Origin of the sequence: Clostridium pasteurianum (genome assembly GCF_001705235.1) — a bacterium.
Classification (GTDB): Bacteria; Bacillota; Clostridia; order Clostridiales; family Clostridiaceae; genus Clostridium_S; species Clostridium_S pasteurianum_A.
The window spans coordinates 1,623,565-1,647,491 of the sequence record NZ_MCGV01000001.1 but is presented as its reverse complement, the minus strand read 5'-3'; the positions used below and the strand labels follow the sequence as shown (position 1 = coordinate 1,647,491).

Here is a 23,927-nt window from a genome sequence, read left to right as displayed (position 1 = left end):
ATTAATAATTTGAGGAGATGTACTATGGATTACTTTCAGGATTTTGTAGCATCGTTAAGCAATTTTATAAAAAAAGATAATCTTCAGATTAATGTTCCAATGAAAAAACACACTTCTTTTAAAGTTGGTGGACCTGTAGATGTTTTAGTGATGCCAGAAAAATACGATGAAGTTATTAAGATTATAGAATTATGCGAAAGATATGACATTAATTATTATATAGTAGGAAATGGATCTAATTTGCTAGTGAAAGATGGTGGAATACGCGGAGTAGCAATAAAACTATTGAGATTAAATAAACTGCAAATTGGAAATGATAAAATTATTGCAGGATGTGGAGTTCCGCTTGGATTTTTGAGTAGAAAAGCCAGAGACAAATCACTTACTGGATTGGAGTTTGCATGTGGTATTCCGGGAAGTGTTGGAGGAGCTGTTGCTATGAATGCAGGAGCCTATAATGGAGAAATTTCAAGTATAATTGAAAGTGTACTTGTTATTGATAACAAAGGTAATATGAGAAGAATAAACAAGGATGAACTTGAATTTGGATATAGAACAAGTATTATATTGAAGCAAAAATATATAGTTCTAGAAGCTACATTTAAGTTACAAAAAGGTGATAAAGAAAAGATATCCACTAGAATTAATGATTTAATGAGAAGAAGAATTGAAAATCAGCCTTTAGAATATCCGTCAGCTGGAAGTACTTTTAAAAGACCTGCGGGGCACTTTGCCGCAAAACTTATACAAGATAGTGGACTAAAGGGTAAATCTATAGGTGGAGCTCAGGTATCAGAAAAACATTCTGGCTTTATCATAAATAAGGAAAATGCAACAGCAAAAGATATATTGGATTTAATAAATTTTGTAGAGAGTACTGTGAAATCAAAATTTAATGTTAATCTTGATCCAGAAGTTAGAATTATAGGTGAAGATAAATAGATGATTAAAAGTGACTGTGAATATAATAGACATTTGCAGTCACTTTTATGCTATAATAATTAGAAGATAAATTATATATTTTATTATTAATATAGACTAATAAAGGAGGCAAGATTTTATGAGATTTGTTATTGTTACAGGATTATCAGGTGCAGGTAAAACGCAGGCTATAAGGAGTCTTGAAGATCTTGGATATTTCTGCATTGATAATTTACCTCCAACACTCATACCTAAATTTGCACAGGTTTGTTATGAATCGGAAAGTAAGATTAATAAGATAGCTCTTGTTATTGACATAAGAGGAGGAGAATTTTTTGACGATCTTTTTGAAAGCTTAAAATATCTCAAAAATGCAGGATACAAATATGAAATTTTATTTTTGGATGCGGATGATGAAGTTTTAATAAAAAGATTTAAAGAGTCGAGAAGAAAGCATCCTCTTGCTCCTAATGGTAGAATACTAAATGGTATACAACTTGAGCGTAAAAAACTTAAGAAATTATATGATATAGCTAATAATGTAATAGATACTTCCAAATTAGCCACACGAGAGCTTAGAGAAAAGATAAATTCAGTTTATCAGGAAGATGGTCAAATTGAGAGTAAGCTCATAGTTACTGTAGTATCTTTTGGATTTAAATATGGAATACCGGTTGATTCTGATTTGGTATTTGATGTTAGATTTTTACCCAATCCTTTTTATATACCAGAATTAAAACGCTTCTCTGGAATTGAAAAACCAGTTAGAGATTATGTTATGTCTTTTAAACAAACACGTGAGTTTGTGGATAAAGTGGAGGATTTGCTTAAATTTTTAATGCCAAATTATCTAAAGGAAGGAAAAAGACAGCTTATAGTCTCTATAGGATGTACTGGTGGAAGACATCGTTCGGTTACTATTGCAAATGAAATTTATGAGAGACTTAAAAAAGGTGGAGCGGTTGTAAACATAGATCATAGGGATATACAAGAGGATATTAATAAAGGTGGTAAAAAACTATGAAGTTTATTGATTGGATAAAGCCTGGTATTAAAGTTAAAAGGTGGATTATGCTAGGAGGAATGGGAGTTCTATTTATTTCATTTGCCTTAGCTGAACTCATTACAAAGGGAAGTTATTATTCTGTTTATTATAAGGCTTTCTATATATTCTTAATTATAACAGGTGCGTTTATCCTTTATATTTCCTTGAGCCAGGGAATGAAAGCTATAATATCTCTTATTAACAAAGGATATTTAAATGTTTCTTTAGATTCACGAAAGCTCGGAAATCTTATATATGAGAAGAGATTACTGGTAAAAGGACCTAAAATAGTAGCTATAGGTGGTGGTACAGGACTATCAACTATGCTTAGAGGTCTTAAATATTATACTTCTAATATAACTGCAGTTGTTACAGTAGCAGATGATGGTGGAGGTTCTGGAGCTTTAAGAGAGGATCTTGGAATACTTCCACCTGGTGATATAAGAAACTGTATTTTAGCATTATCTGATACAGAGCCTCTTATGGAAGAACTTCTTCAATACAGGTTTAAAGATGGAAGACTTAAAAATCAAAGCTTTGGTAATTTGTTTTTAGCAGCTATGGATGGAATATCAACTAATTTTGAGGAAGCTGTTCATAAAATGAGTTCGGTACTTGCTGTAACGGGAAGAGTACTGCCAGTTACTTTAGACAATGTTGTTTTAAAAGCAAAACTAAAAAATGGTGTTGTTGTTGAAGGTGAATCTAATATACCAGAACAGGCAATAATTTATGAGAGTCCAATTGAAAAAGTATTTATAGATCCTCAAGATGCAAAGGCACTTCAAGAAACTGTTCAAGCGATAAAGGAAGCAGATGCTATAATACTTGGACCTGGAAGCTTGTTCACAAGTGTAATACCTAATCTTTTAGTAAAAGATATAAGAAATGCTCTTTTAAAAACCAAAGCTCTTAAACTTTATGTTTCAAATATAATGACTCAGCCGGGAGAAACAGATAATTTTACTGCTTCGGATCATGTAAAAGCCATAATGGATCATGTTGGAGGAAAAGTTGTAGATTATACACTTGTTAATACTGGAACAGTAAGTGAAGAACTTAAAGGTAAATATTTTGAAAAGACATCTGAAATTGTTAAGGTAGATAAAGATAAACTTGATAAAATGGGAGTAGGTATAATAGAAGGAAACTTTATCAAAATAAGCAATGGGCTTGTTAGACATGACTCAGACGAAATTGCAAAGATTTTAGTAGAAACAATAATGGATAAAAAGTTATTCTATGATAGAAAGAAAATAATAGAATATTTCTATTTATCTCAAAGACTTAAAGAAAATAAAAAACTAGAAAAGGAAAATAGAGGTAATTAAAATGTCATTTTCATCTAAAGTTAAAAGCGAAGTTTGCAGATATAACGAATACACTAAAGAAGAGGCAATTGCCATTTTATCTGCACTTATGAAAGCGAGTGGAACATTAGCTCTAGAAGGAAATAGAAAAATAAGTTTTAAGATTATAACTGAAAACCCAGCTATAGCAAGACTTGTTTTTAAGCTACTGAAAAAGTATTTTAATATACATACAGAAATAATAGTGAAAAGGAGCAATTCTCTTAAAAAAAATAATGTTTATATTGTTTGTATAACAGAAGATATGGGAGTAAGAGATTTACTAAAAACTGTTGGAGTTATGAAAAACGAGGATGGAATTGTGACCTTAAATTATAAAATTCCAGAAGAGATAGTTAGTGATACTGAAAGTAAAAAGATGTACATAAGAGGTGCATTTTTAGGCGGTGGAAGTGTAAGTAATCCAGAAAAAATGTATCATCTTGAATTTGTAACGCATAATGAAGAATACGCTGTTAATCTTATGAATTTAATTAATACCTATGATTTGAATTCCAAGGTTATACAGAGAAAGAATAGCTATGTGGTATATATAAAAGAAGGAGAACATGTTGTCGATTTACTTAATATAATAGGTGCACATTCCAGCCTACTTGAGCTTGAAAATATAAGAATATTAAAGGAAATGAGAAATAATATAAATAGACTTGTGAACTGTGAAACTGCAAATTTAAGTAAAACCGTTAATGCTTCTGTAAGACAGATAGAAAGTATAAAACTTATAGAAAAAAGAATAGGACTTTCAAGGTTACCTGAAAATCTTAGGGAGATTGCTAAGCTTAGAGTAAATTATCCAGATGAATCACTCAAGGAGTTAGGGAAAATGCTAGAGCCGCCAGTTGGAAAATCAGGGGTAAATCATAGACTTAGAAAAATAGAGAAAATAGCAGAAGAACTGCGAAAAGAGGGGATATAGTAGATGTCAAAGCATGAAGAGATAATAAATTATATTATGTCTTTAAAAGCTGGTACTAAAATATCTGTTAGGGGAATAGCAAACGATTTAAGTGTTAGTGAAGGTACGGCGTATAGAGCAATAAAAGAATGTGATAATTTAGGATTAGTAACTACAGTACCAAGAGTTGGAACAGTAAGGATAAAAAAAGTTGAGAAAAAGAATATAGAAGCTCTTACATATAGGGAGATTGTAAGTGTAATAGAAGGTACTATAATAGGTGGAAAAAACGGTATAGATAAAGTTTTAAAGAAGTTTGTAATAGGTGCTATGACAACAGATGTAATAGGCAAATACATCGATCCAGGAAGTCTCATGATTGTTGGAAATAGAGAAGATGTCCAAAAACTTGCTATATTAAATGACATGGCAGTTTTAATAACGGGTGGTTTTGACTGCAGTGAGGAGATAAAGAAGCTTGCAAATGAAAGATGCTTGCCGGTTATATCTTCTAATTATGATACCTTTACAATAGCAAGTATAATAAACAAAGCTATATCTGAAAATCTTGTTAAGAAGGATATAATCTTAGCAGAAGATATAATGAATGAGAACCCTAAATTTTTTAGGGCTTCTGATAGTGTAGGTAAACTTAGAAGTTACGCTCAAGACTTTGAAATGAAAGTATATCCTGTAATTGATAAAAATAAAAAATTAATAGGTATTATATCTAAAAAGGATATATATGATAGTGTGACTGATAATGAATTAATAGATAAATACATAAATAGGGAGCCTGTAAAGGTAAATTATAAGACTACAGTTGCTTATATTGCACATGTTATGGGATGGGAAAATATATCTATGTGCCCAGTTGTGGACAATAATAATAAACTAGTTGGAATAGTTACAAAAATAGATGTTATAAAAGCTCTTCAGTATATTTTAAGGCAGCCTCAGGTTGGAGAAAAATTGGAGGATTTGGTGCTTAAAAAGTTTCAATATTCCTATGTTAAGGATGGCATGAAATTTTCAGGTAAAATAGTTCCTGAAATGCTGGAAACTATAGGAACAGTATCATGGAACGCATTAAATATGCTCCTTTCTACTGCGGGAGTCATGACATTAAAACAGCAAAATAATACTAACATTTCAATAGATAGTATGTCTACTTACTTTTTAAAGCCTGTTCAGATGGATAATATTATAAACATATATACTAAAATTCTTGGTACAGGAAGATATTTTGGAAAAGTAGAAGTAGATATGTTAAATGAAAAGGAAGAAATTATAGCTAAGGCTATACTTTCTGTAAAATTATTAAAAGTATAAGGGGAGGGTTAATTAAATGTTAACACATATTGTATTTTTTAAACTTAACAATAAGGGAAAATTAAATGAAGTCAGAAAGGTACTTGAATCAATTGAAGGAAATGTAGATTTTGCAAGAGAAGTTAAAGTTGGATGTGATGTGGTTCATTCAAAAAGAGCATATGATATAGCTTTAATAATAAAATTTGATTCTTTAAAGGATATGGAGGCTTATCAGGTACATCCATACCATGTTGATGTAGTTATGAAGAATACAAAACCTTTTATCGAAGGTTCTGCTTCGGTAGATTTTGAAGACTAAAGAGAAGGGATGATCTAATGGAGGCTGAATTTAAAAATTTTGTTCATCTTCATGTCCATACCGAGTACAGTCTCCTTGATGGTTCTGGCAAAGTAGAGAAGTTAATTCAGCGTGCTAAGGAACTTGGTATGAAGAGTATAGCAATAACAGATCATGGTGCTATGTATGGGTGTGTTGAGTTTTATAAAGCAGCAAAAGAAGCAGGTATAAAGCCCATAATAGGCTGTGAAATATATGTAGCAGGCAAATCAATGTACATAAAAGAACCTAATCCGGACAATAAAACTTATCATTTAGTTTTACTTGTAAAAAATGAAACTGGATATGAAAATCTCATGAAAATTGTTTCAAAGGCCTCTATAGATGGTTTCTATTATAAGCCTAGAGTTGATCATGAGTATCTTAAAAGTCACAGCGAAGGATTAATAGCCTCAAGTGCATGTTTTGGAGGAGAGGTTCAGTCATATATTTTAAAAGACAATCTTGAAAAGTCAAAACAGGCAGCACTTTTTTATAAAGATACATTTAAAGACGGATTTTATCTAGAACTTCAGTATCATGGACTTGAAAATGATATGAAGGTTAATGATACTCTTGTAAGCATGTCTAAAGAACTTGACATACCTTTAATAGCGACAAATGATGTTCACTACATAAATAAAGAAGACTCAAGGTCTCATGATATACTTTTATGCATACAGACTGGTAAAACTATAGAAGACGAAAATAGGATGAGATATGCCCCAGAGCAATTTTATCTTAAAAGTCAGGAAGATATGTATGAACAGTTTTCTTATGCAAAAGATGCTCTGCTAAACACAGCTAAGATAGCTGATGAGTGTAATTTTGATTATAAGTTTCATGAATCTAAGCTGCCTAATTTTCCACTGGCTGAAGGAACAGATCATTATGAATATCTTAAAAATTTATGCTATTCAGGATTAAAGAAAAGGTATGAAGATATGACGGATACTCTAAAGGACAGGCTTGAATATGAGCTTGGCATAATAAAGAGGATGGGCTATGTAGATTACTTTTTAATAGTATGGGACTTTATTAAATTTGCAAGAGAACATGATGTTCCAACGGGACCTGGAAGAGGTTCAGCTGCTGGTTCAATTGTAGCGTATACCCTTGGAATAACTAAGATTGATCCTATAAAATATAATCTGATATTTGAAAGATTCTTGAATCCAGATAGAGTTTCTATGCCGGATATAGATAGTGATTTCTGCTATGAAAAGCGTCAAAAGGTAATTGATTATGTTGTAAGAAAGTATGGAAAAGACTGTGTATCACAAATTGTAACCTTTGGAACAATGGCAGCTAGACTATGTATACGTGATGTTGGAAGAGCTATGAATTATTCCTACGGTGAAGTGGATAAAATAGCTAAGATGATTCCAAATGTACTCAATATAACCATAGACAAAGCTCTTGAAATGAACCCTGAACTTAAGGCTGAATATGATAATGATGATAGAGTAAAAGAGTTAATAGATATCTCAAGAAAGCTTGAGGGACTACCTAGGCATACTTCTACACATGCTGCAGGAGTTGTTATATCTTCACAGCCTCTTGTAAATTATGTGCCTCTTCTGAAAAATGAAGATTCTATAGTAGCTCAGTTTACAATGGGAATACTTGAAGAGCTTGGATTACTTAAGATGGACTTCTTAGGGCTAAGAACGTTGACAGTTATAAGTGATACCATAAAAATGGTTAAGCAGAACAGAAATGTTGATATAGATATTGATAATATAAATTTTGATGATAGCAGTGTATATAAAATGATAGGGGAAGGCAGAACAGTAGGCGTATTTCAGCTTGAATCTTCAGGCATGACTAGTTTCATGAAGGAGCTCAAACCGGATAACCTAGAGGATATAATAGCTGGAATAAGTCTTTATAGACCAGGGCCTATGAATGAAATACCACGTTACATAAAGAATAAAAACAATCCAGAAGACATAAAGTATGTAACTCCAGAGCTTAGACATATTCTAGATGTAACTTACGGATGCATAATATACCAGGAACAAGTAATGCAGATAGTAAGAGATTTAGCAGGATATTCTATGGGTAGAAGTGATCTTGTAAGGCGTGCCATGTCTAAGAAAAAGCATCATGTTATGGAAGAAGAGAGACATAATTTTATCCATGGAATTGTAGGTGAGGATGGAAAAGTTGAAGTACCTGGCTGCGTAAGAAATGGAATTTCAGAAAAAATAGCTAATGATATATTTGATTCTATGATGGATTTTGCAAGTTACGCATTTAATAAATCTCATGCAGCTGCATATGCAGTAGTAGCTTATGAGACAGCATATCTTGTTCATTATTATCCTGGTGAATATTTAGCTGCTATGCTCAACAGTGTAATGGGCAACAATGAAAAAGTGGCTTTTTATATAAGATGTGCAGAGGAGCTTGGAATTCAAGTTCTTCCACCAGACATAAATGAAAGTTACTCCAAATTCACAGTAAAGAAAGATACAATAAGGTTTGGTCTTGCTGCTATTAAAAATGTAGGAGTAAATGTAATTGAAAGTATAGTTAAAGCAAGAGATAGCAAAGGCAATTTTGCTTCCTTTACCGATTTTTGCAATAAAATTGATACTTCTGAAGTAAACAAAAGAGCTGTTGAAAGTATAATAAAGGCAGGTGGATTTGATACTTTGGGAGTATATAGGTCAAAGCTTCTTGCTGTATTTGAAAAGATAATGGATGGGATTTCAGGACAGAGAAAAAAGAATATAAAAGGTCAGATGAATTTATTTACAGACTTTGGACAGGAAGAATACAAACAAGTTGAAATTCAATATCCAGATATAAAAGAGTTTGATAAAAAATATTTACTTGCAATGGAGAAGGAAATGACAGGATTATATCTTTCAGGTAATCCACTAGAAGATTATGAAGAGACTTTAAAAAATGTAACAAGCGTGAAAATATCTGATATAGTAGTAAATGAGTCTCTTGAAGATAATGCAGGAATAGATGAAAACTCTAAGATAAAGGACGGTACTCGTGTTATCATAGGAGGAATAGTAACGTCTGTAACTAAAAAAGTAACTAAAAACAATACTATGATGGCTTTTATTAAAATAGAAGATATGTATGCAGCCATTGAGGTTATAATATTTCCTAAAGTATTAGAACGAAATGCTTCTTACATAAAAGAAGATGAAATGGTGATAATAAAAGGGAGAGTAAACAAGAGAGAAGACGAACAACCTAAGATAATATGCGAGGAAATATCACCTCTTGTAGGTAATAATGAGAAAATATATATACTTGTTGAAGATGAAGCTGAAGTGAAAAATTCAATAAAAAATATGAGGAAAATGTTGCTTTTATATAGAGGAGATACTCCAATATATTTATGTACTAAAAAGGAAAGAAGAAAATTTCTTATTGATAAGTTTTTATGGGTTCAAAATGAACCAGATTTAATAAAATTTTTGAAGGATAAATTTGGCGAAAGTAACGTAAAAGTGTTATAATAAAAACGGAAATTCATATAATTTAAAATAGTATTATAAGTTAAAAATATTTGAGCATGGTTTTACAGAAAAATGTTAACTTATATGTTATTAAATTAATAAAATTAGCATATTTTTTATAAAGGCATTGAATATTTTTGACTTTTCTATTAAAATTATAGACGAGGAATTTTAAAAGTTGTTGTTTTAGGTTGGAATTTATATACTTGTTTCTATAAATAGCGCGGGACACATTAAGTCCCTGCGGTCATGGGAGGTATAATAATATGAAAACAATAGCTGTTTTAACAAGTGGTGGAGATGCACCAGGAATGAATGCTGCAATAAGGGCAGTAGTAAGAACTGCCATAGACAAAGGCCTTAAAGTTAAAGGAATAGAACGAGGCTACAGCGGTCTTATAAATGGCGAAATATTTGATATGAATAGGCACAGTGTATCAGATATAATACAGCGTGGAGGCACTATGCTAAGAACAGCACGCTGCAAGGAGTTCTTAAAAGAAGAAGGCAGAAAAAAAGCTGCAAATGTACTTAAAGTTTTTGGTATTGATAGTCTTGTCGTAATAGGTGGAAATGGTTCTTTTATGGGAGCACAAAAGCTTTCAAAACTTGGTGTAAAAACAGTTGGTTTGCCAGGTACTATAGATAACGATCTTTCTTACACTGATTATACAATAGGATTTGATACTACACTGAATACAGTACTTGATGCAATAAATAAATTGAGAGACACATCTACTTCTCATGAGAGAGTAAGTATAGTAGAGGTTATGGGAAGAGATTGTGGTGATATAGCTCTTTTTTCTGGAATAGCAGGAGGAGCAGAAAGTGTCATATTACCTGAAAAGGGATATGATTTCAATGAATTATGTAAGAATATACTTGAAGGTAAACTAAGAGGAAAAATGCATAATCTCATAATTTTGGCAGAGGGAGTTGGAGGAGCAGCCGAGCTTGCCAAGAAAGTTCAGGAGGTTACTGGAATAGAGACTAGAGCTACAATACTTGGACACATTCAAAGAGGTGGAAGTCCATCAGCTTTTGATAGAATGCTTGCTTCTAGAATGGGAGTAAAAGCTGTAGAAGTTTTACTTGAAGGAAAAACTTCTAGAGTTATAGGTATAAGAAATGGAAAAATAATCGATCAAGATATCGATGAAGCACTAGCAGTTCCAAGAAAATTTGATGATAAATTATACGATATAGCTAACATGCTTTCAAAATAGGAAAGTAATTAATCATATGATTAATTAACATATATATATAAATGATTTTTTTTAATTCAAATCACAATTTATATAAAAGATGAGGAGATAATATAATGCAAAAAACTAAAATGATTTTTACAGTAGGACCAGCAAGTGAGACAGAAGAAATTGTAACAGCTTTTGTAAAAGCAGGAATGAATGCTTCAAGACATAATTTTTCACACGGTGATCATGAAGAGCACGGTAGAAGAATAGCATTAGTAAAAAAGGTTAGAGCAAAGTTAAATAAACCTGTAGCTATTTGTCTTGATACTAAGGGACCAGAAATAAGAACTGGAGATTTCAATCCTTCAAAACTTGAGCTTAAAAAAGGTTCAAAATTCACAGTTTCTTGTGGCGATGATATAGTTGGAGATGCTACAAAATGTTCAGTTTCATATAAGGGATTATATAAAGATGTAAAACCTGGAAACAATATATTAATAGATGATGGTTTAGTTGGACTTACAGTAGAGTCAATAGAAGGTAAAGATATACACTGTAAAGTTGATAACACTGGTTTAGTAGGAAGTCACAAAGGAGTAAATGTTCCAAACGTATCTATACAACTTCCAGCAATGACAGAAAAAGATAAGGGCGATTTAATATTCGGATGTGAAGAAGAAATAGATATGGTAAGTGCATCATTCATAAGAAAACCAGAAGATGTAATTGCAATCAGAAAAGTATTAAAAGAGCATGGTGGAGATAACATACAGATATTCCCTAAAATAGAAAACCAAGAAGGCGTTGATAACATAGATGCAATCATCGAAGTTTCAGACGGAATAATGGTTGCTAGAGGAGATATGGGAGTTGAAATTCCTATACAAAGAGTTCCACTAATTCAAAAAATGATAATCAAAAAATGTAATGCAGCAGGAAAACCTGTCATAACAGCAACTCAAATGCTTGATTCAATGATAAGAAATCCAAGACCTACAAGAGCAGAAGCTTCAGATATAGCAAATGCAATATTTGATGGAACAGATGCTATAATGTTAAGTGGTGAAAGTGCTAATGGAGCTTATCCTATTGAAGCTGTAACTACAATGGCTAAAATAGCTCAGGAAACAGAAACACAAATCGATTATACAAAATTCTTAGAAGATAGAAAAGCAAATGAAAGAAAAAATACAGCAGATGCAATAAGCCTTGGAGCTTGCGTAGCAGCATCAGACTTAGATGCAGCAGCAATAATAACAGCAACTCAAACTGGAAATACAGCAAAAACAGTTTCAAAATACAGACCAAAGACTCCTGTAATTGCAGTTACTCCATCTGAAAAAGTAGCAAGAAAACTTGCAATGAACTGGGGAGTATATCCAATAATATCTGATAAATTCGGTTCAACAGATGAACTTATACAAACTTCAGTAGCTAAAGCTCTTGAAGCTGGATATGTTAAAAAGGGAGATCTTGTAGTAGTAGCTGCAGGTGTACCAACAAATGTATCTGGTACTACTAACATGATCAAAGTTCACGTAGTTGAATAAGATATTTAATAATTATGATAATATAAATAACTTTATATTATAAATTAACTAAAACCCAATGAGAAGAAGGGGTTGCTTGACGTAGGGGCTTGCAACCTCTTTTTTTATTATGCTTAAAAGTTTATTATCAGCTTTATAGTGGTGTATTATAAAAATATTATAACAAATTGTTTAAAATTGGTTATTATGGTTATAATAATAAAATGGTAAAATATAAGAAATATAAATAAAATGGCAACCTTTTTTGTTTTGCACCTTCGGGTGCTTTTTTGTTGTATAATTATATATATTAAAAATACTTATAAAGGAGTATATTATGATACTTATAAAAAATGGATATTTAGTTGATCCCTTAAGTAAAAGAGAAGGTAAATTTGATATTTTAATAGAGAATGAAAAGGTAATTAAAATATATGAAAATATAAAAGAGGAAGAAAATGTGCAAGTAATTGATGCATTAAATTGCATAGTAGCACCTGGATTTATTGATATACATAGTCATTTTAGAGATCCTGGCTTTACAGAAAAGGAAGACATAATAACAGGATCTTACGCAGCAGCAAAAGGAGGATATACTACTGTAATATGTATGGCTAATACTAAACCAGTAGTTGATAATGTTGAAACTTTAAAGTATATATTAGATAAAGCTAAATCTGCTGAAGTAGAAGTACTTCAAGTTGGCTCAATAACAAAAGGAATGCAGGGCGAGGAACTAGTAGATATGACAGTATTAAAAGATAATGGAGCTGTTGGATTTTCTGATGATGGAAAACCTATAATGGATGCAAAAATTGTATTAGAAGCCATGAAGCTTGCGAAAAAGCTAAATGTTCCATTAAGTTTTCATGAAGAGGATCCTAGTCTAATATGTCAAAGTGGAATAAACATGGGTAAAATAGCTAAAAAGCTTAATATTAAGGGTGCTTTAAGTGAAGCGGAAAGTGTTTTAACAGCCAGAGATTCAGTTTTGGCTGTATCGACTAAAGCAAAAGTTGATATACAGCATATAAGTTCAAAAGATTCAATAGAAATTATAAGATGGGCGAAAAAAATGGGAGCTAACATAATAGCTGAAGCTACACCACAGCACTTTAGTATCACTGAAGACGAAATACTGAGAAGTGGGACTAATGCCAAGGTAAATCCTCCTCTTAGGACGGAAGAAGATAGGAAAGCAATAATAAATGCCATGAAAGATGATACTATAGAAGTAATAGCAACAGATCATGCGCCTCATACTAAACTTGAAAAGCAAAGAGAATTTTCAAAAGCACCAAGTGGTATGATAGGGCTTGAAACTGCACTTTCTTTGGCAGTAACCAATTTAATAAAGAAACATGAATTAAATTACATGGAAGTAATATCTAAGCTTACAGTAAATCCAGCTAAATTTTATAATATTGATAGAGGATATATAAAAGAAAATCATAGAGCAGATATTGTAATATTCAATCCAGATGAAAAGTATGTTGTAAGTGAAGATGGATTTGCGTCTAAAGCATCAAATTCTCCATTCATAGGCAAGGAACTGTCTGGAAAGATAAAAGTAACTATTTGTAAAGGCAAAGTAGTATATCGAGATAAAAAATGAGAAAGTAAATAAAAAACTCCAATATATATGAATATAAATTAAGCAATATGTAGAAAATAATGTTATATCATATAGTGCTTTGAATTAAGGCACGTATAATTGGAGGAGGATATTATGTCAACATCGACAAAGTTAATGTGTAGTGCAGGGACATGTGTAAACAATATGAATGGGTTATGTACGGCTAGTACAATTAATGTACATGGAATAAAAGCAAATGCTGCTGTAGATACTGAATGTGAAACATTTGCAGAAAAAGGTGTAAAAAATGCGATATCAAATTTAGTTAATATGAATATTTCCGGGGAAATAAGGCAGGTATTCAATAAAGATTCAATAGTTATGAGTCCAAGAATAAAATGTGAAGCAGTTCATTGCAATTATAATGATCACAAATTATGTTCCGCAAGGAATGTTCAGATATATGGACCAGGAGCTGCGACAAGTGAAGGAACACAGTGCGATACATTTTCAGATAAGAAGTAACAGTACATAAGGAACATTAAAAAAAGTCTATGAATCTTATCATAACTGGGGTTTGGGTCAGGGACCCATTATCCTTCTTTATAAAATATAGGCTATCTTAATGTTTACGGCTAATAACTACAATTTATTAACTCAAAATCTTAAAATACTAAGATATTTCAATAACTCGCTGAAAAAAAGCTCAAACAGATTGAAATATCTAAGCATTTTAAGATTTTTTTCACCAAGATTTATTAGACTTTTTTTAAATCGTTCCTTATGCACCATTACTTCCGTTAGGGGGTAAAGCAAGGAAGAAATTCCTCCGTGTCTACGGAATTTGAAAATACTATCGTACATGAAATTTGGGATGTAATCTCATTAGCATTCTTTAATTTGTATTAAGCATCTATATATTTGCCAAAGCCTTGTGCATGATAAGATTGAAATATCTAAGTCTTTTACGATTTTTTCACCAAGATTTATTAGACTTTTTTTAAATTGTCCCTTCTGCATTGTTACTTCTTTTAGGGGGTAAGGCAAGGAAGAAATTCCTCTGTGCCTACGGAATTTGAAAATACTATTGTACATGGGATTTGGGATGAAATCCAATTATTAAGCAGAACTAGGGATATTGGATATTCTCCTAGAGATAGACAATGAACCACTTTTGTGATATAGTATAACAAGAAAATTGGAATTTGTTTAAGAAAAAGGTGGAAAATGTTTAATGGGAGTACTATACATAGAAGGTTTATCAGATGAGTATAAAAAAAAGATAAAAAAAAGAGAACTGTCACTAAAATCGATAGATAGCATATTTCATTCAATTAAGGATACGTATCATCAAAGAAAAAAAGGTATGTTATGTGCGTCAATTATGTTGACAGCAATATTTCTAATCATGGATGTGATGACTGCACTTAATGAATTAAAGACTAATCAACTAAATATGTCTACTCTAGTCTTTCCTATTGTTATAATTCCTTTTATATTAGCACTTTGTTATTTTTTATGTGTAAGTAGAATTCCAAGACAATTTAATAAATGTCTTAAGATTGGATATCCAGAATTGATGGATCAATATGGATATGATGCTATTAAAGCACCTAAAATAAAGAATAATAATAGAAAATAGATAAAGTAATTCATAAAAGTGACTTTCTATCTTGTTTTAAATATGTATGTCAAGGACGCCTTTGAAAACAGGCGTCCTTGACATATTAAGATTTTTATTCGGTAAATCGACCCTCAGATACAATGAATAATTCACCGTACACGGTATTTTGTGCTTTTTTACTTCTACCAAAATATTAAGACTCAATCATTATTGTACTGCCAGTACGTTATTTTTTATAACCTGTAGTACGCCGGCTTCATCATTACTTTTGGCTATAAATCTGCCATGTTTTTTAACTCCATCAGGAGCATTGTCCATTACATAACTATGGTACACACTTTTTAGCATGGATACATCATTATAATAATCTCCAAAAGCCATGGTTTCAGTTTTATTTATTTTAAATTTGTTCTGAAGAAATTTTATTGCCATTCCTTTATTTACATCATTTCTTCCAATATCAAGCCATATGTCTCCAGAAACAACAAGCTGAAATGATTCACCCCATTTTGAAGATAAAATTGGGCTGCAATTATTAGCAGAGCCTCTAAAATCGCATACAGCTATTTTGAAAAATTCATCATCGATGTCTTCAAAATTGTCTACTATAGTGTTTTTATGATAATATTTGTTTACTTCACCTATAAAATCAGGATTTCTGTCTAGTACATAGGCACTTTTTTTGCCACATAAAATTGGAAAACAGTCGGGGATCTTTTTTATATCTTCTATAATTTCTGTCATCATATTTTTATCTAGTGTTCTTGAAAATAATTCTTTTCCGTTTTTAACTATAAAGGCACCATTTTCAGCGATAAAAATAACTTTATTTGAAAACTTACTCATATTATCTTTTAGGGTAAAATACTGACGTCCGCTTGCAATACAAAACATGATTTTCTTACCAATTAAATTATTTAAAACCTTGGGGAATTCATGGGGAACCTCTCCATTACTTTTAAGTAATGTGCCATCCATATCTGTGGCAATTAACTTTATCATGAGTTTAACACCTCCGGGATTCATATAAATTACGATATATATTATAGCATACTTGTATTAAGATTAAGGTATGAAGTATATAGATATGTTATAATATATTGAAATCAGTTTATATAGTGAAATATTAAATTTAAGGATGAAAGGTGAAATTTATGGATAAGGTTATTCCTGTAGAGAAAAATAAAGATTATGAAATTTATATAGATAGTTTTGGAAATATGGGTGAAGGTATTGGAAAGATAAATAACTTTACGGTATTTGTAAAAGGGGCGGTAAAGGGTGAGAAGGCAAAGATAAAAATTGTTAAGGTAAGTAAAAATTTTGCTTTTGGAAAACTGCTAGAGGTAATTGAAAAATCAGATAAAAGATGTGAGCCAATATGTTCAATTTATAAAAACTGCGGAGGATGTCAGCTTCAACATATATCATACAGTGATCAGCTCCAATTTAAAAAGCATAAGGTTATAGACTGTCTTCAGAGAATAGGAAAAATTGATATAAATTCAATAACAGTACATGACACAATAGGAATGGAAAATCCATATTATTATAGGAATAAAGTTCAGCTGCCTGTTGGCGAGGTAAATGGAAAAGTGAAAATTGGATTTTATAGAGAGAGAAGTCATGAAATAATAGAGGTAGATAAATGTTTTATACAAGATGAGGCTGCAAATCAAATAATGTGTGTAATAAAAAAGTGGATTGAGGAATTTAATATAACTGGATACAATGAATCACTTGGCAAAGGCACATTAAGGCACATTATGATAAGGAAAGCTTTTAAAACAGGAGATATAATGATAGTTTTAGTAACTAACGAAAAAAATCTTCCACATAAAGAAGAACTTATCCACAGTTTAACCACAGAAATTAAGGGGATAATGGGGATAATTCAAAATATAAATAACAAAAAAACCAATGTGGTGCTTGGAAAAAAGGAAATAACACTCTGGGGCAAAAATACCATACAGGATTATATAGGCGAATTTAAGTTTAACATTTCTCCAAAATCATTTTTTCAAGTGAATCCAGTACAAACTGAAAAGCTTTATTCTACTGCTATGAAATATGCAGGTCTTACAGGGAAAGAGATAGTATTTGATGCTTATTGCGGAACGGGAACAATTTCTCTTTTCTTATCGCAAAATGCCAAAAAGGTTTATGGTGTTGAAATAATACCAGAGGCCATTGAAAATGCCAAAATAAATGCAAAGCAAAATAGTGTAACAAATGCGGAATTCATAGTTGGAAAGTCTGAAGAGGAGATACCAAAACTCATAGAAGAGGGCATAAAGCCAGAAGTTGTTGTAGTAGACCCGCCAAGAAAGGGCTGCGAAAAGTCTCTTCTATACTCTATTGCAGAGGCTTCACCACGAACTATAGTTTATGTTTCTTGTGATCCGGCAACCTTAGCACGTGATTTGGCTGTACTTCAAAAAGAAGGATATGAAGTAGTAGAAGTTCAGCCTGTGGATATGTTCCCGATGACTGGGCATGTGGAGAGCTGTGTGTTAGTAAAAAAAGTTGAAAAATAAGTGGAGAACTCCTAAGATCTATAAGAGATTTTAGGAGTTCTATCTTTTTTAATTTCTATAAGTTTAACAAATTAGTATGAATTAGGTAAAAGAGTGTTGACAAAATATACCGACTGGTTTATTATGAAATAAATAACTTTTATGGAAGGAATATAAAGAATGAGATCAACTAAAGGTGAACAAGCAAAGCAGTGCTTAATAGAAATAGCTTCAAAATTATTTTTAAAAAATGGATACTCGAATACAGGAATAAATGAGATATTGCAAGAAGCTAATATGTCAAAGGGCTCATTTTATTTTTATTTTTCGAGTAAGAAAGAGCTTGGAATTGAAGTAGCAAAGTATTACGGAAAAACTCTATTAATTAATTGGTTAGGGCCTCTATCAAATAATCCTTGGGAAATATTTGTGAATAAAATGGTATCTGATATAAAAAGCTCTGTATCGGAAGGTAACTATTTTGGATGTCCAATAGCTGTATTAGGTTTAGAAGTAGCATTTATTGAAGATAATCTTTCAGAAGCATATGCAACCGCAGTTACAAAACTAATTAATATTTTTTCAAAGTCTCTACAAGTATCAGGATTAGCAAAAGATAAAGCTGGTATTATTGCTAGAAAAGCATTTGCTCTTTATGAAGGACACATACTTTATTATAGAATATGTAAAGATGAAAGTGCCTTTGACTGTATTCTTAATGATTTATTATCATTAGTATAATAGAGAATAAATTCATAGTTAACTTTATTTGAAATATCATTTTGTTAACTATGAATTTCCATGAAGTTATTTTTTATATTATATAAACCAACTGGTCTAATACACAAGTGGCAATAGTCTAATAAATTAATTAAAAGAAGGGGAGATAAACATGCCATATGCAGAAGTGTCAATGACTAAGAATTTTATTACAGATGAGGAAAAGTCCACTTTATCAAAGAAGTTGACAAAAATACTTATTGAGTCAGAAGGCTTACAAGATAATCCTATCTCACATTCAATCGCTTTACTGGATATTAAGGAATTTGATAGTTTATATGTTGGAGGTGAAAGAGGTAATCAGGATAAAGTTGTGATAAAGATTTATGGATTTTCAAACGCTTACAGTGAAGAAATAAAAAAGAAATTATTTTTACAAATTACCAATGCTTTTATTTCTGTTAGTGATAAAACACGATTGCAGAAGGGGAGAAATATATGGTGTATGATAATTCCTTTGGGTGAATTTGATTTTGGTGTTGGTGGAATACCAATAACTTTAGAATTGACAAGGAAACTTGTTTCATCGCATATGAAATGAAAATATGCATTAATGTAGATTCCTAGTATTCATAAAGCGGCTTATTGATAAATGTTTAGATAATAAAGTATAAAATATCTATATGGCAAGTTTGTATATTTCTAAACATTATTGATAAGTTGTGAATGTTTGGGTATAATATATTACGCAAACAAAGGAGGATATAAATGAGTAAATTGACAAATTGTAAAGCATGCGGTAAAGAAATGACCAAGAGGAGTATATGCCCTAATTGTGGTAAAGATCAAAGAATTTTTTTCGTAAGGCATAAGATATTAACAGTATTAGCAGTATTAATTATAGCCTTAATTGGTTTTGTTACAAATGCTTATGTGGCAGGACAAGCAACTGTGTTGGTATTAATTATTATGTGCATTATTGGTTCTGTTGTTGATAAGGTACAATCCAAGAAAGTTGCAAGATAAGATAAACTTGATTCAAATACTAATTCACATAGTTCTGCAATTAAAGGCAGTTAGCTATATGTACAATTAAATTAAGAAACAAAAACGAACTCAATTAACTGGGTTGGTTTTATTTTTTGTTTAACAAAGAAAAGCCTTCATGGATTTATATTATAAAATAATTGAGAAGATGACTGTGTATCAGGAAAACAGGATTATTGTAGCATTGATTTAAGGAACTGAGATTGAAGTTGTAATTGAATAAAGCATTTTAAAAATAGCCAGATAAAGTGATAGGTAATTACTTTATCTGGCTGTTTTGTTTTTTTTGTATATTAATTTTATAGTCTAGTTAAGTATGCGATAAAATTAATATTGAAAATTATGAAAAATATCCTTTAATTAAAAATATACAAAATTTACTCAAAAATATAACTTTAGTTGGAATAGTTATTCCATATTCAGGAGTTTATGATGGAAGAGGGTGTGGGTTAACTTTTGATTGTACATGGGATAATGAAAATGGTATAGGAATTTGTCTTGTTGATGAAAAAGTAATAGAAGTAGGCTATCAAGATGTTGCAATATAAAACAACTTATTAGCAAGTATTTTAAATATATGGCGATATTTTATATACTTAAAAAAAAAATAAAAGTAATTTAGTCAGTGCAGAAAAGAGTTTCATTAAGGAGGACAAAATGAGTACAGAGCAAGAAATGTTTAATTTAATATTGAATGTGGCAAAAGTAATATACTAGTAATATTGGTAATGGTATGTTTGAGCCTTACAAGAAAAGTCTAAGTGATTTTAAAAAAATAGTTATGTGAGATAAAAATTTAATTTAATTAAAAAACATATTTAATTTAATAAAAGTATGTGATAAAATATTCATGGCAATCTAATAAGAAGTATAAAAGGAAAAAAATACTTAAGACTAAGGCAAAAAGCAGGTGGACACAACAGTGATTTCAGTGGATTTTGATAAATTGTCGCAGCTTTGTACATTTATAAGTACTGCCGCGGCGGGTGTAGAGAACACTATTAACAAGCTAAAAAGAGAAAGAGATAATTTTATATTTACCCCACAGGAAGCAAGTAGTATTATGGGAATAACAAGAGCAGAAAAATCAATGGTAGCAGCTATTAAAGCGGGAGATAAAATAGTATGTCATTGTGAGGAACTTATTTCCTTCATACGTGACGAAATGGCAAGGTATGAAGCAGTAGAAAATCAGCTGGTGCAGCTTGCAAATGCCATTAAGTTTGAGGCATCGCCAAGGGCCGGGGTAGACTATATACTGCAAAAGACATCTATGGGAATAGAATGTGGTGCTGCATCTATAACAGAACTTTCACCGGAATTGGAGCAGAGTCTTGAAACAGACGGTGATGATGAAAGTGATGACGATGAAACTTTTTTAGATAATGTAGCTTCCTGGGGAGAAGAAGAAAAGGATAAGCTATTTACAGAGGCTAAAGAAGATGCTAAGTATTTAAAAAATAAAGCAGAAGATGGGATGGAGAAACTAGAAGCAGAAGGAAATTGGATAGAAGGTAAACTAGCGGATGAAGAAAAAGCTTTAAAAACAAAAGTTAATAATATTAAGAATAAGATAGAAGAAGTTCAGCGGCTATTAGTTAAAATAGCGGAAGATTTGAGCAAGGATACAGATACTAGTAATATCGATAAGTTTCTTAATACTAGTGAAGAAACTGCACTAAACAAAGCACATAGCAGACTAAATGATAAAAAAGGAGTTTGGAGCAATTTTAAAAAGAATAATTCATTTATTGCTTCAAAAATAGAAGAAGAATGTGATTCAAAGATAGCTGAGGAGCAAGGAAAGCAGGACATAGCAATGGGGCTTGTTGAAACACCTTTGCAATTACCTCATTTAGCATTCGAAAGAGAAACAGAACTTTTTAGAAATCCTGTTGGAGTTATGAAGCATATAGTTAATGATGGCATAAGTCCATCAGATTTTATTATGGGCATAACACCCCAGGAAAAGCTTAAATTCTTAAATAATTCAGCTGAGGGTGTTATAAATACAGGCAAGCAGTTTTGGAATGCAAATCCACACAATAAGGAGAGAATGTCAATTGACATTATGGGCAATGCAGCTCTTTTTTTTGGAGGTTTAGGAGAAGCAAAGAGTGCTATAGAGGCAGAAAAAGTAGGAAGTGAAGCTGGTGTTATAAAAGCAGCGAAAGGAGAAGAATTTAAAGTACCTAAGTTTGAAACACCAGGAGACATATTTAAGGAGATAAAGAAAGTATTTGGATATAATGAGGAAGAAAATTTCTTATCGAAAACCATGAAATTATCATCAAAATTGACTGAAAGTCCTATGGTAAAAACTTTCCCCAAAGGATTAAAAAATGGCATGTCTGAAATCAAAGCTGAAATATCAGATTCTAATATAGTTAGGAAGGTAGAAGAAAAACCAGTTATCAAAGCAGTACAAGAGACAAAAAATGTTCCGAAAGAAATCAATGGTAAAGTAAAAAATGATATAATAAATAGAAAATCAGAAGCGTCATCAGAAGTTGCAAAAGTAAAATCGGTAAAAAATAAGGCAAGTGAGGGTGTAAAGACAACTGTTAATAAAAGTGACGGAGGAAAAGGAAATACTACGGGAGCGGCTGAAGCTATTGAGAGGGCTATAGCGAAGGGAACACCAAAAACTTGGGAAGAGTTTTTAGCTGTGAATTCAGAAAGAAGCGTAGAAGAGGTATCGAGTTCTTACATAAAACTTATTGAGGGACAGTCTCCATGGCCTGAAAACTTTGTACCACAACAAAAAATCCTCAAGCCAGGAGATACTTTTCAGATGGCACTAGATAGTACGCAACCGGTGACATCACCAGGTGGTTTCGCTACATTTGACAATATACCTAATGTTGATTATGTTAGAAATAATCTAGCGGTAAAATCAGATTGGAAAGTAGATTGCAGTAAAGTTGTTACTTACAGGGTTAAGCAAGGTGTAGATTTACATGTGCTTGAAGGACCAGTTGGACCACAAATAGACATAAATGCTGACAAGTACTTGCCCGGTGGTGGAACTCAGATACAAATGTTACTTGATAGAAGTGTTAACAAAATGGATTACTTGGAGGTTGTGTCAATACGCTCAATTAATTAAGGGAGGGAAAAAATGACTATTGAAAATTTCATTTGGGATAGCCAAAATCAAAGTGTAAGTTGGACATATAATGGAAAAATTATTAAAGAAACATATGAGAATGCATATTTTGCTACTGTTAATACACAGGAAAGTTTTGTGTATGTTGAGGCAGGACAAAATTATTCTCAAGACCAAGTATATCACCTTTCTTTTGATGGAAAACGAATATTTACACTTGATAAGTTAAGTGGCAAAGTTAGTTGGTTATATCAAGACAAAATGGTTGAAGTTGCTTGTGAAAGTATTGTAAATGCTCAATTCTATATTGAGAACGGGGTGATTATAGTAATTACAGCTTTAAGTCAATCTCATAGAAAGTTACAAGGTTTTGCATTAGACGGTATATTGTTGTTTGAAAAGGAGCCGCCACATGGGTATAGTTTTGTGAACTTATCAACCTATAAGAATAAACCTTCCGTTGTTTGTGATGGAGGAAAAACAAATGCTGATGCTTACGGCAGAAGTAGTTGGCATTTTGCTATTGATATTAAAACGGGTGATATGACTAAAGAAAATTTAGCATATTGAAGAAGTTCAAATTGGGAAGTGAATGCATTAAATAGGCTTTTCTGACTACATATTTCTAAGGGAAATCTACCAAGTATCAGACTTAATGATTCTCAAAGATTGTTGAAATGTAGGCAAGACAAAACTCGCTGCATAATTACAATAATGCAGTGGGCAGTAACTAAAAGAAAAGCTAAATATATATTATAAACGTGATAAGAGTCAATGTTTCTAATGAAGAAGCATTGGCTCTTTTTCCATGTAAAGAAATTGAAAGGAGTAAAGATGATGTGGCAATTAATTGAAGATTTCAAGATGAGCCTAATTGAGGATGGTAAGAGTGCTAAAACAATAGAAAGCTATGTTGGTGACATTAAGGCTTTTAAAGAGTTCTTAAAAGCTAAAGGAGTTGATTTCAATGGTACTTTACAACGATTCTATGTAGTAAGTTACAAAAACTTTTTAGTAGAAAGTAACTATGAGGTAGCAACAATCAATAAAAAGATTAATAGTATTCATGCATTAAATAGGTACTTAGTAACTACTGGTGATATGAAAGAAATAGTTGTAGAAAATTCTAAGGATAGGGTGAAAATAGCCTATAGTTTAGAGAAACAGGTGGATGTATACAATGATAAGGATATTTTATAGGATACTATTTACATTCAGAATGAGGATGAAGTTTAAAAGTATT

21 protein-coding genes are annotated in these 23,927 nt (G+C 31.6%); 20 read left to right on the top strand and 1 reads right to left on the bottom strand.

All coding sequences use genetic code 11. The features are described 5' to 3' along the window. Positions 1-24: 24 nt before the first annotated feature. From murB to BEE63_RS07110, 12 genes are all read left to right on the top strand, one after another. Positions 25-942 carry a UDP-N-acetylmuramate dehydrogenase gene (gene murB / locus BEE63_RS07165; protein ID WP_066020733.1) on the top strand — a complete coding sequence of 306 codons (918 nt, stop codon included), beginning with the start codon at positions 25-27 and terminating at the stop codon, positions 940-942. A gap of 118 nt (positions 943-1,060) precedes the next feature. Further along, a complete protein-coding gene (gene rapZ, locus BEE63_RS07160; RefSeq protein WP_066020732.1) occupies positions 1,061-1,945 on the top strand; it encodes an RNase adapter RapZ in 885 nt (294 codons plus the stop codon). Next, complete coding sequence (locus tag BEE63_RS07155) at positions 1,942-3,297, top strand: gluconeogenesis factor YvcK family protein (protein ID WP_066020731.1); 1,356 nt, start codon at positions 1,942-1,944, stop codon at positions 3,295-3,297. Before rapZ ends, BEE63_RS07155 begins: the two co-directional genes overlap by 4 nt. A 1-nt stretch (position 3,298) precedes the next feature. Further along, on the top strand, positions 3,299-4,252 hold the full coding sequence (whiA, locus tag BEE63_RS07150) for a DNA-binding protein WhiA (RefSeq protein ID WP_066020730.1): 954 nt from the start codon (positions 3,299-3,301) through the stop codon (positions 4,250-4,252). Between the two features lie 3 nt (positions 4,253-4,255). Beyond that, on the top strand, positions 4,256-5,563 hold the full coding sequence (locus BEE63_RS07145) for a DRTGG domain-containing protein (RefSeq protein ID WP_066020729.1): 1,308 nt from the start codon (positions 4,256-4,258) through the stop codon (positions 5,561-5,563). Between the two features lie 16 nt (positions 5,564-5,579). Continuing rightward, entirely contained in the window at positions 5,580-5,864 is a 285-nt protein-coding gene (locus BEE63_RS07140; RefSeq protein WP_066020728.1) for a Dabb family protein, read from the top strand. Between the two features lie 17 nt (positions 5,865-5,881). Continuing rightward, a complete protein-coding gene (locus tag BEE63_RS07135) occupies positions 5,882-9,370 on the top strand; it encodes a DNA polymerase III subunit alpha (RefSeq protein WP_066020727.1) in 3,489 nt (1,162 codons plus the stop codon). A 266-nt stretch (positions 9,371-9,636) separates the two neighbouring features. Continuing rightward, complete coding sequence (pfkA, locus tag BEE63_RS07130) at positions 9,637-10,596, top strand: 6-phosphofructokinase (protein WP_066020726.1); 960 nt, start codon at positions 9,637-9,639, stop codon at positions 10,594-10,596. Between the two features lie 95 nt (positions 10,597-10,691). Then, positions 10,692-12,113 carry a pyruvate kinase gene (pyk, locus tag BEE63_RS07125; protein WP_066020725.1) on the top strand — a complete coding sequence of 474 codons (1,422 nt, stop codon included), beginning with the start codon at positions 10,692-10,694 and terminating at the stop codon, positions 12,111-12,113. 316 nt (positions 12,114-12,429) lie between these two features. Continuing rightward, positions 12,430-13,707 carry a dihydroorotase gene (locus BEE63_RS07120; protein ID WP_066020724.1) on the top strand — a complete coding sequence of 426 codons (1,278 nt, stop codon included), beginning with the start codon at positions 12,430-12,432 and terminating at the stop codon, positions 13,705-13,707. 114 nt (positions 13,708-13,821) lie between these two features. Beyond that, a complete protein-coding gene (locus tag BEE63_RS07115) occupies positions 13,822-14,193 on the top strand; it encodes a DUF1540 domain-containing protein (protein ID WP_066020723.1) in 372 nt (123 codons plus the stop codon). 709 nt (positions 14,194-14,902) lie between these two features. After that, a complete protein-coding gene (locus BEE63_RS07110) occupies positions 14,903-15,310 on the top strand; it encodes a hypothetical protein (RefSeq protein ID WP_066020722.1) in 408 nt (135 codons plus the stop codon). A gap of 189 nt (positions 15,311-15,499) precedes the next feature. Here the strand turns inward: BEE63_RS07110 and BEE63_RS07105 are convergent, their stop codons facing one another. Further along, entirely contained in the window at positions 15,500-16,294 is a 795-nt protein-coding gene (locus BEE63_RS07105) for a Cof-type HAD-IIB family hydrolase (RefSeq protein WP_066020721.1), read from the bottom strand. A 152-nt stretch (positions 16,295-16,446) separates the two neighbouring features. Between BEE63_RS07105 and rlmD the strand changes: the two genes are divergently transcribed. The 8 genes from rlmD (at position 16,447) to BEE63_RS07070 (ending at position 23,884) form a co-directional block, all read left to right on the top strand. Continuing rightward, complete coding sequence (gene rlmD, locus BEE63_RS07100; RefSeq protein WP_066020720.1) at positions 16,447-17,829, top strand: 23S rRNA (uracil(1939)-C(5))-methyltransferase RlmD; 1,383 nt, start codon at positions 16,447-16,449, stop codon at positions 17,827-17,829. Between the two features lie 159 nt (positions 17,830-17,988). Continuing rightward, complete coding sequence (locus BEE63_RS07095) at positions 17,989-18,549, top strand: TetR/AcrR family transcriptional regulator (RefSeq protein WP_066020719.1); 561 nt, start codon at positions 17,989-17,991, stop codon at positions 18,547-18,549. 151 nt (positions 18,550-18,700) lie between these two features. Further along, complete coding sequence (locus BEE63_RS07090) at positions 18,701-19,129, top strand: hypothetical protein (RefSeq protein ID WP_066020718.1); 429 nt, start codon at positions 18,701-18,703, stop codon at positions 19,127-19,129. A 167-nt stretch (positions 19,130-19,296) separates the two neighbouring features. Next, entirely contained in the window at positions 19,297-19,554 is a 258-nt protein-coding gene (locus tag BEE63_RS07085; protein WP_066020717.1) for a hypothetical protein, read from the top strand. Positions 19,555-19,901: 347 nt separating this feature from the next. Next, the gene (locus tag BEE63_RS21200) at positions 19,902-20,123 is read left to right on the top strand and encodes a DUF6985 domain-containing protein (RefSeq protein WP_347464720.1); all 222 of its coding nucleotides are present in this window, start codon (positions 19,902-19,904) and stop codon (positions 20,121-20,123) included. Positions 20,124-20,497: 374 nt separating this feature from the next. Beyond that, entirely contained in the window at positions 20,498-22,684 is a 2,187-nt protein-coding gene (locus BEE63_RS07080; RefSeq protein WP_066020716.1) for a hypothetical protein, read from the top strand. A 12-nt stretch (positions 22,685-22,696) separates the two neighbouring features. Then, positions 22,697-23,254 (top strand): hypothetical protein, encoded by a 558-nt coding sequence (locus BEE63_RS07075; RefSeq protein WP_066020715.1) that lies wholly within the window; start codon positions 22,697-22,699, stop codon positions 23,252-23,254. Between the two features lie 249 nt (positions 23,255-23,503). Continuing rightward, a complete protein-coding gene (locus BEE63_RS07070; protein ID WP_242874720.1) occupies positions 23,504-23,884 on the top strand; it encodes a site-specific integrase in 381 nt (126 codons plus the stop codon). Positions 23,885-23,927 lie beyond the last annotated feature (43 nt).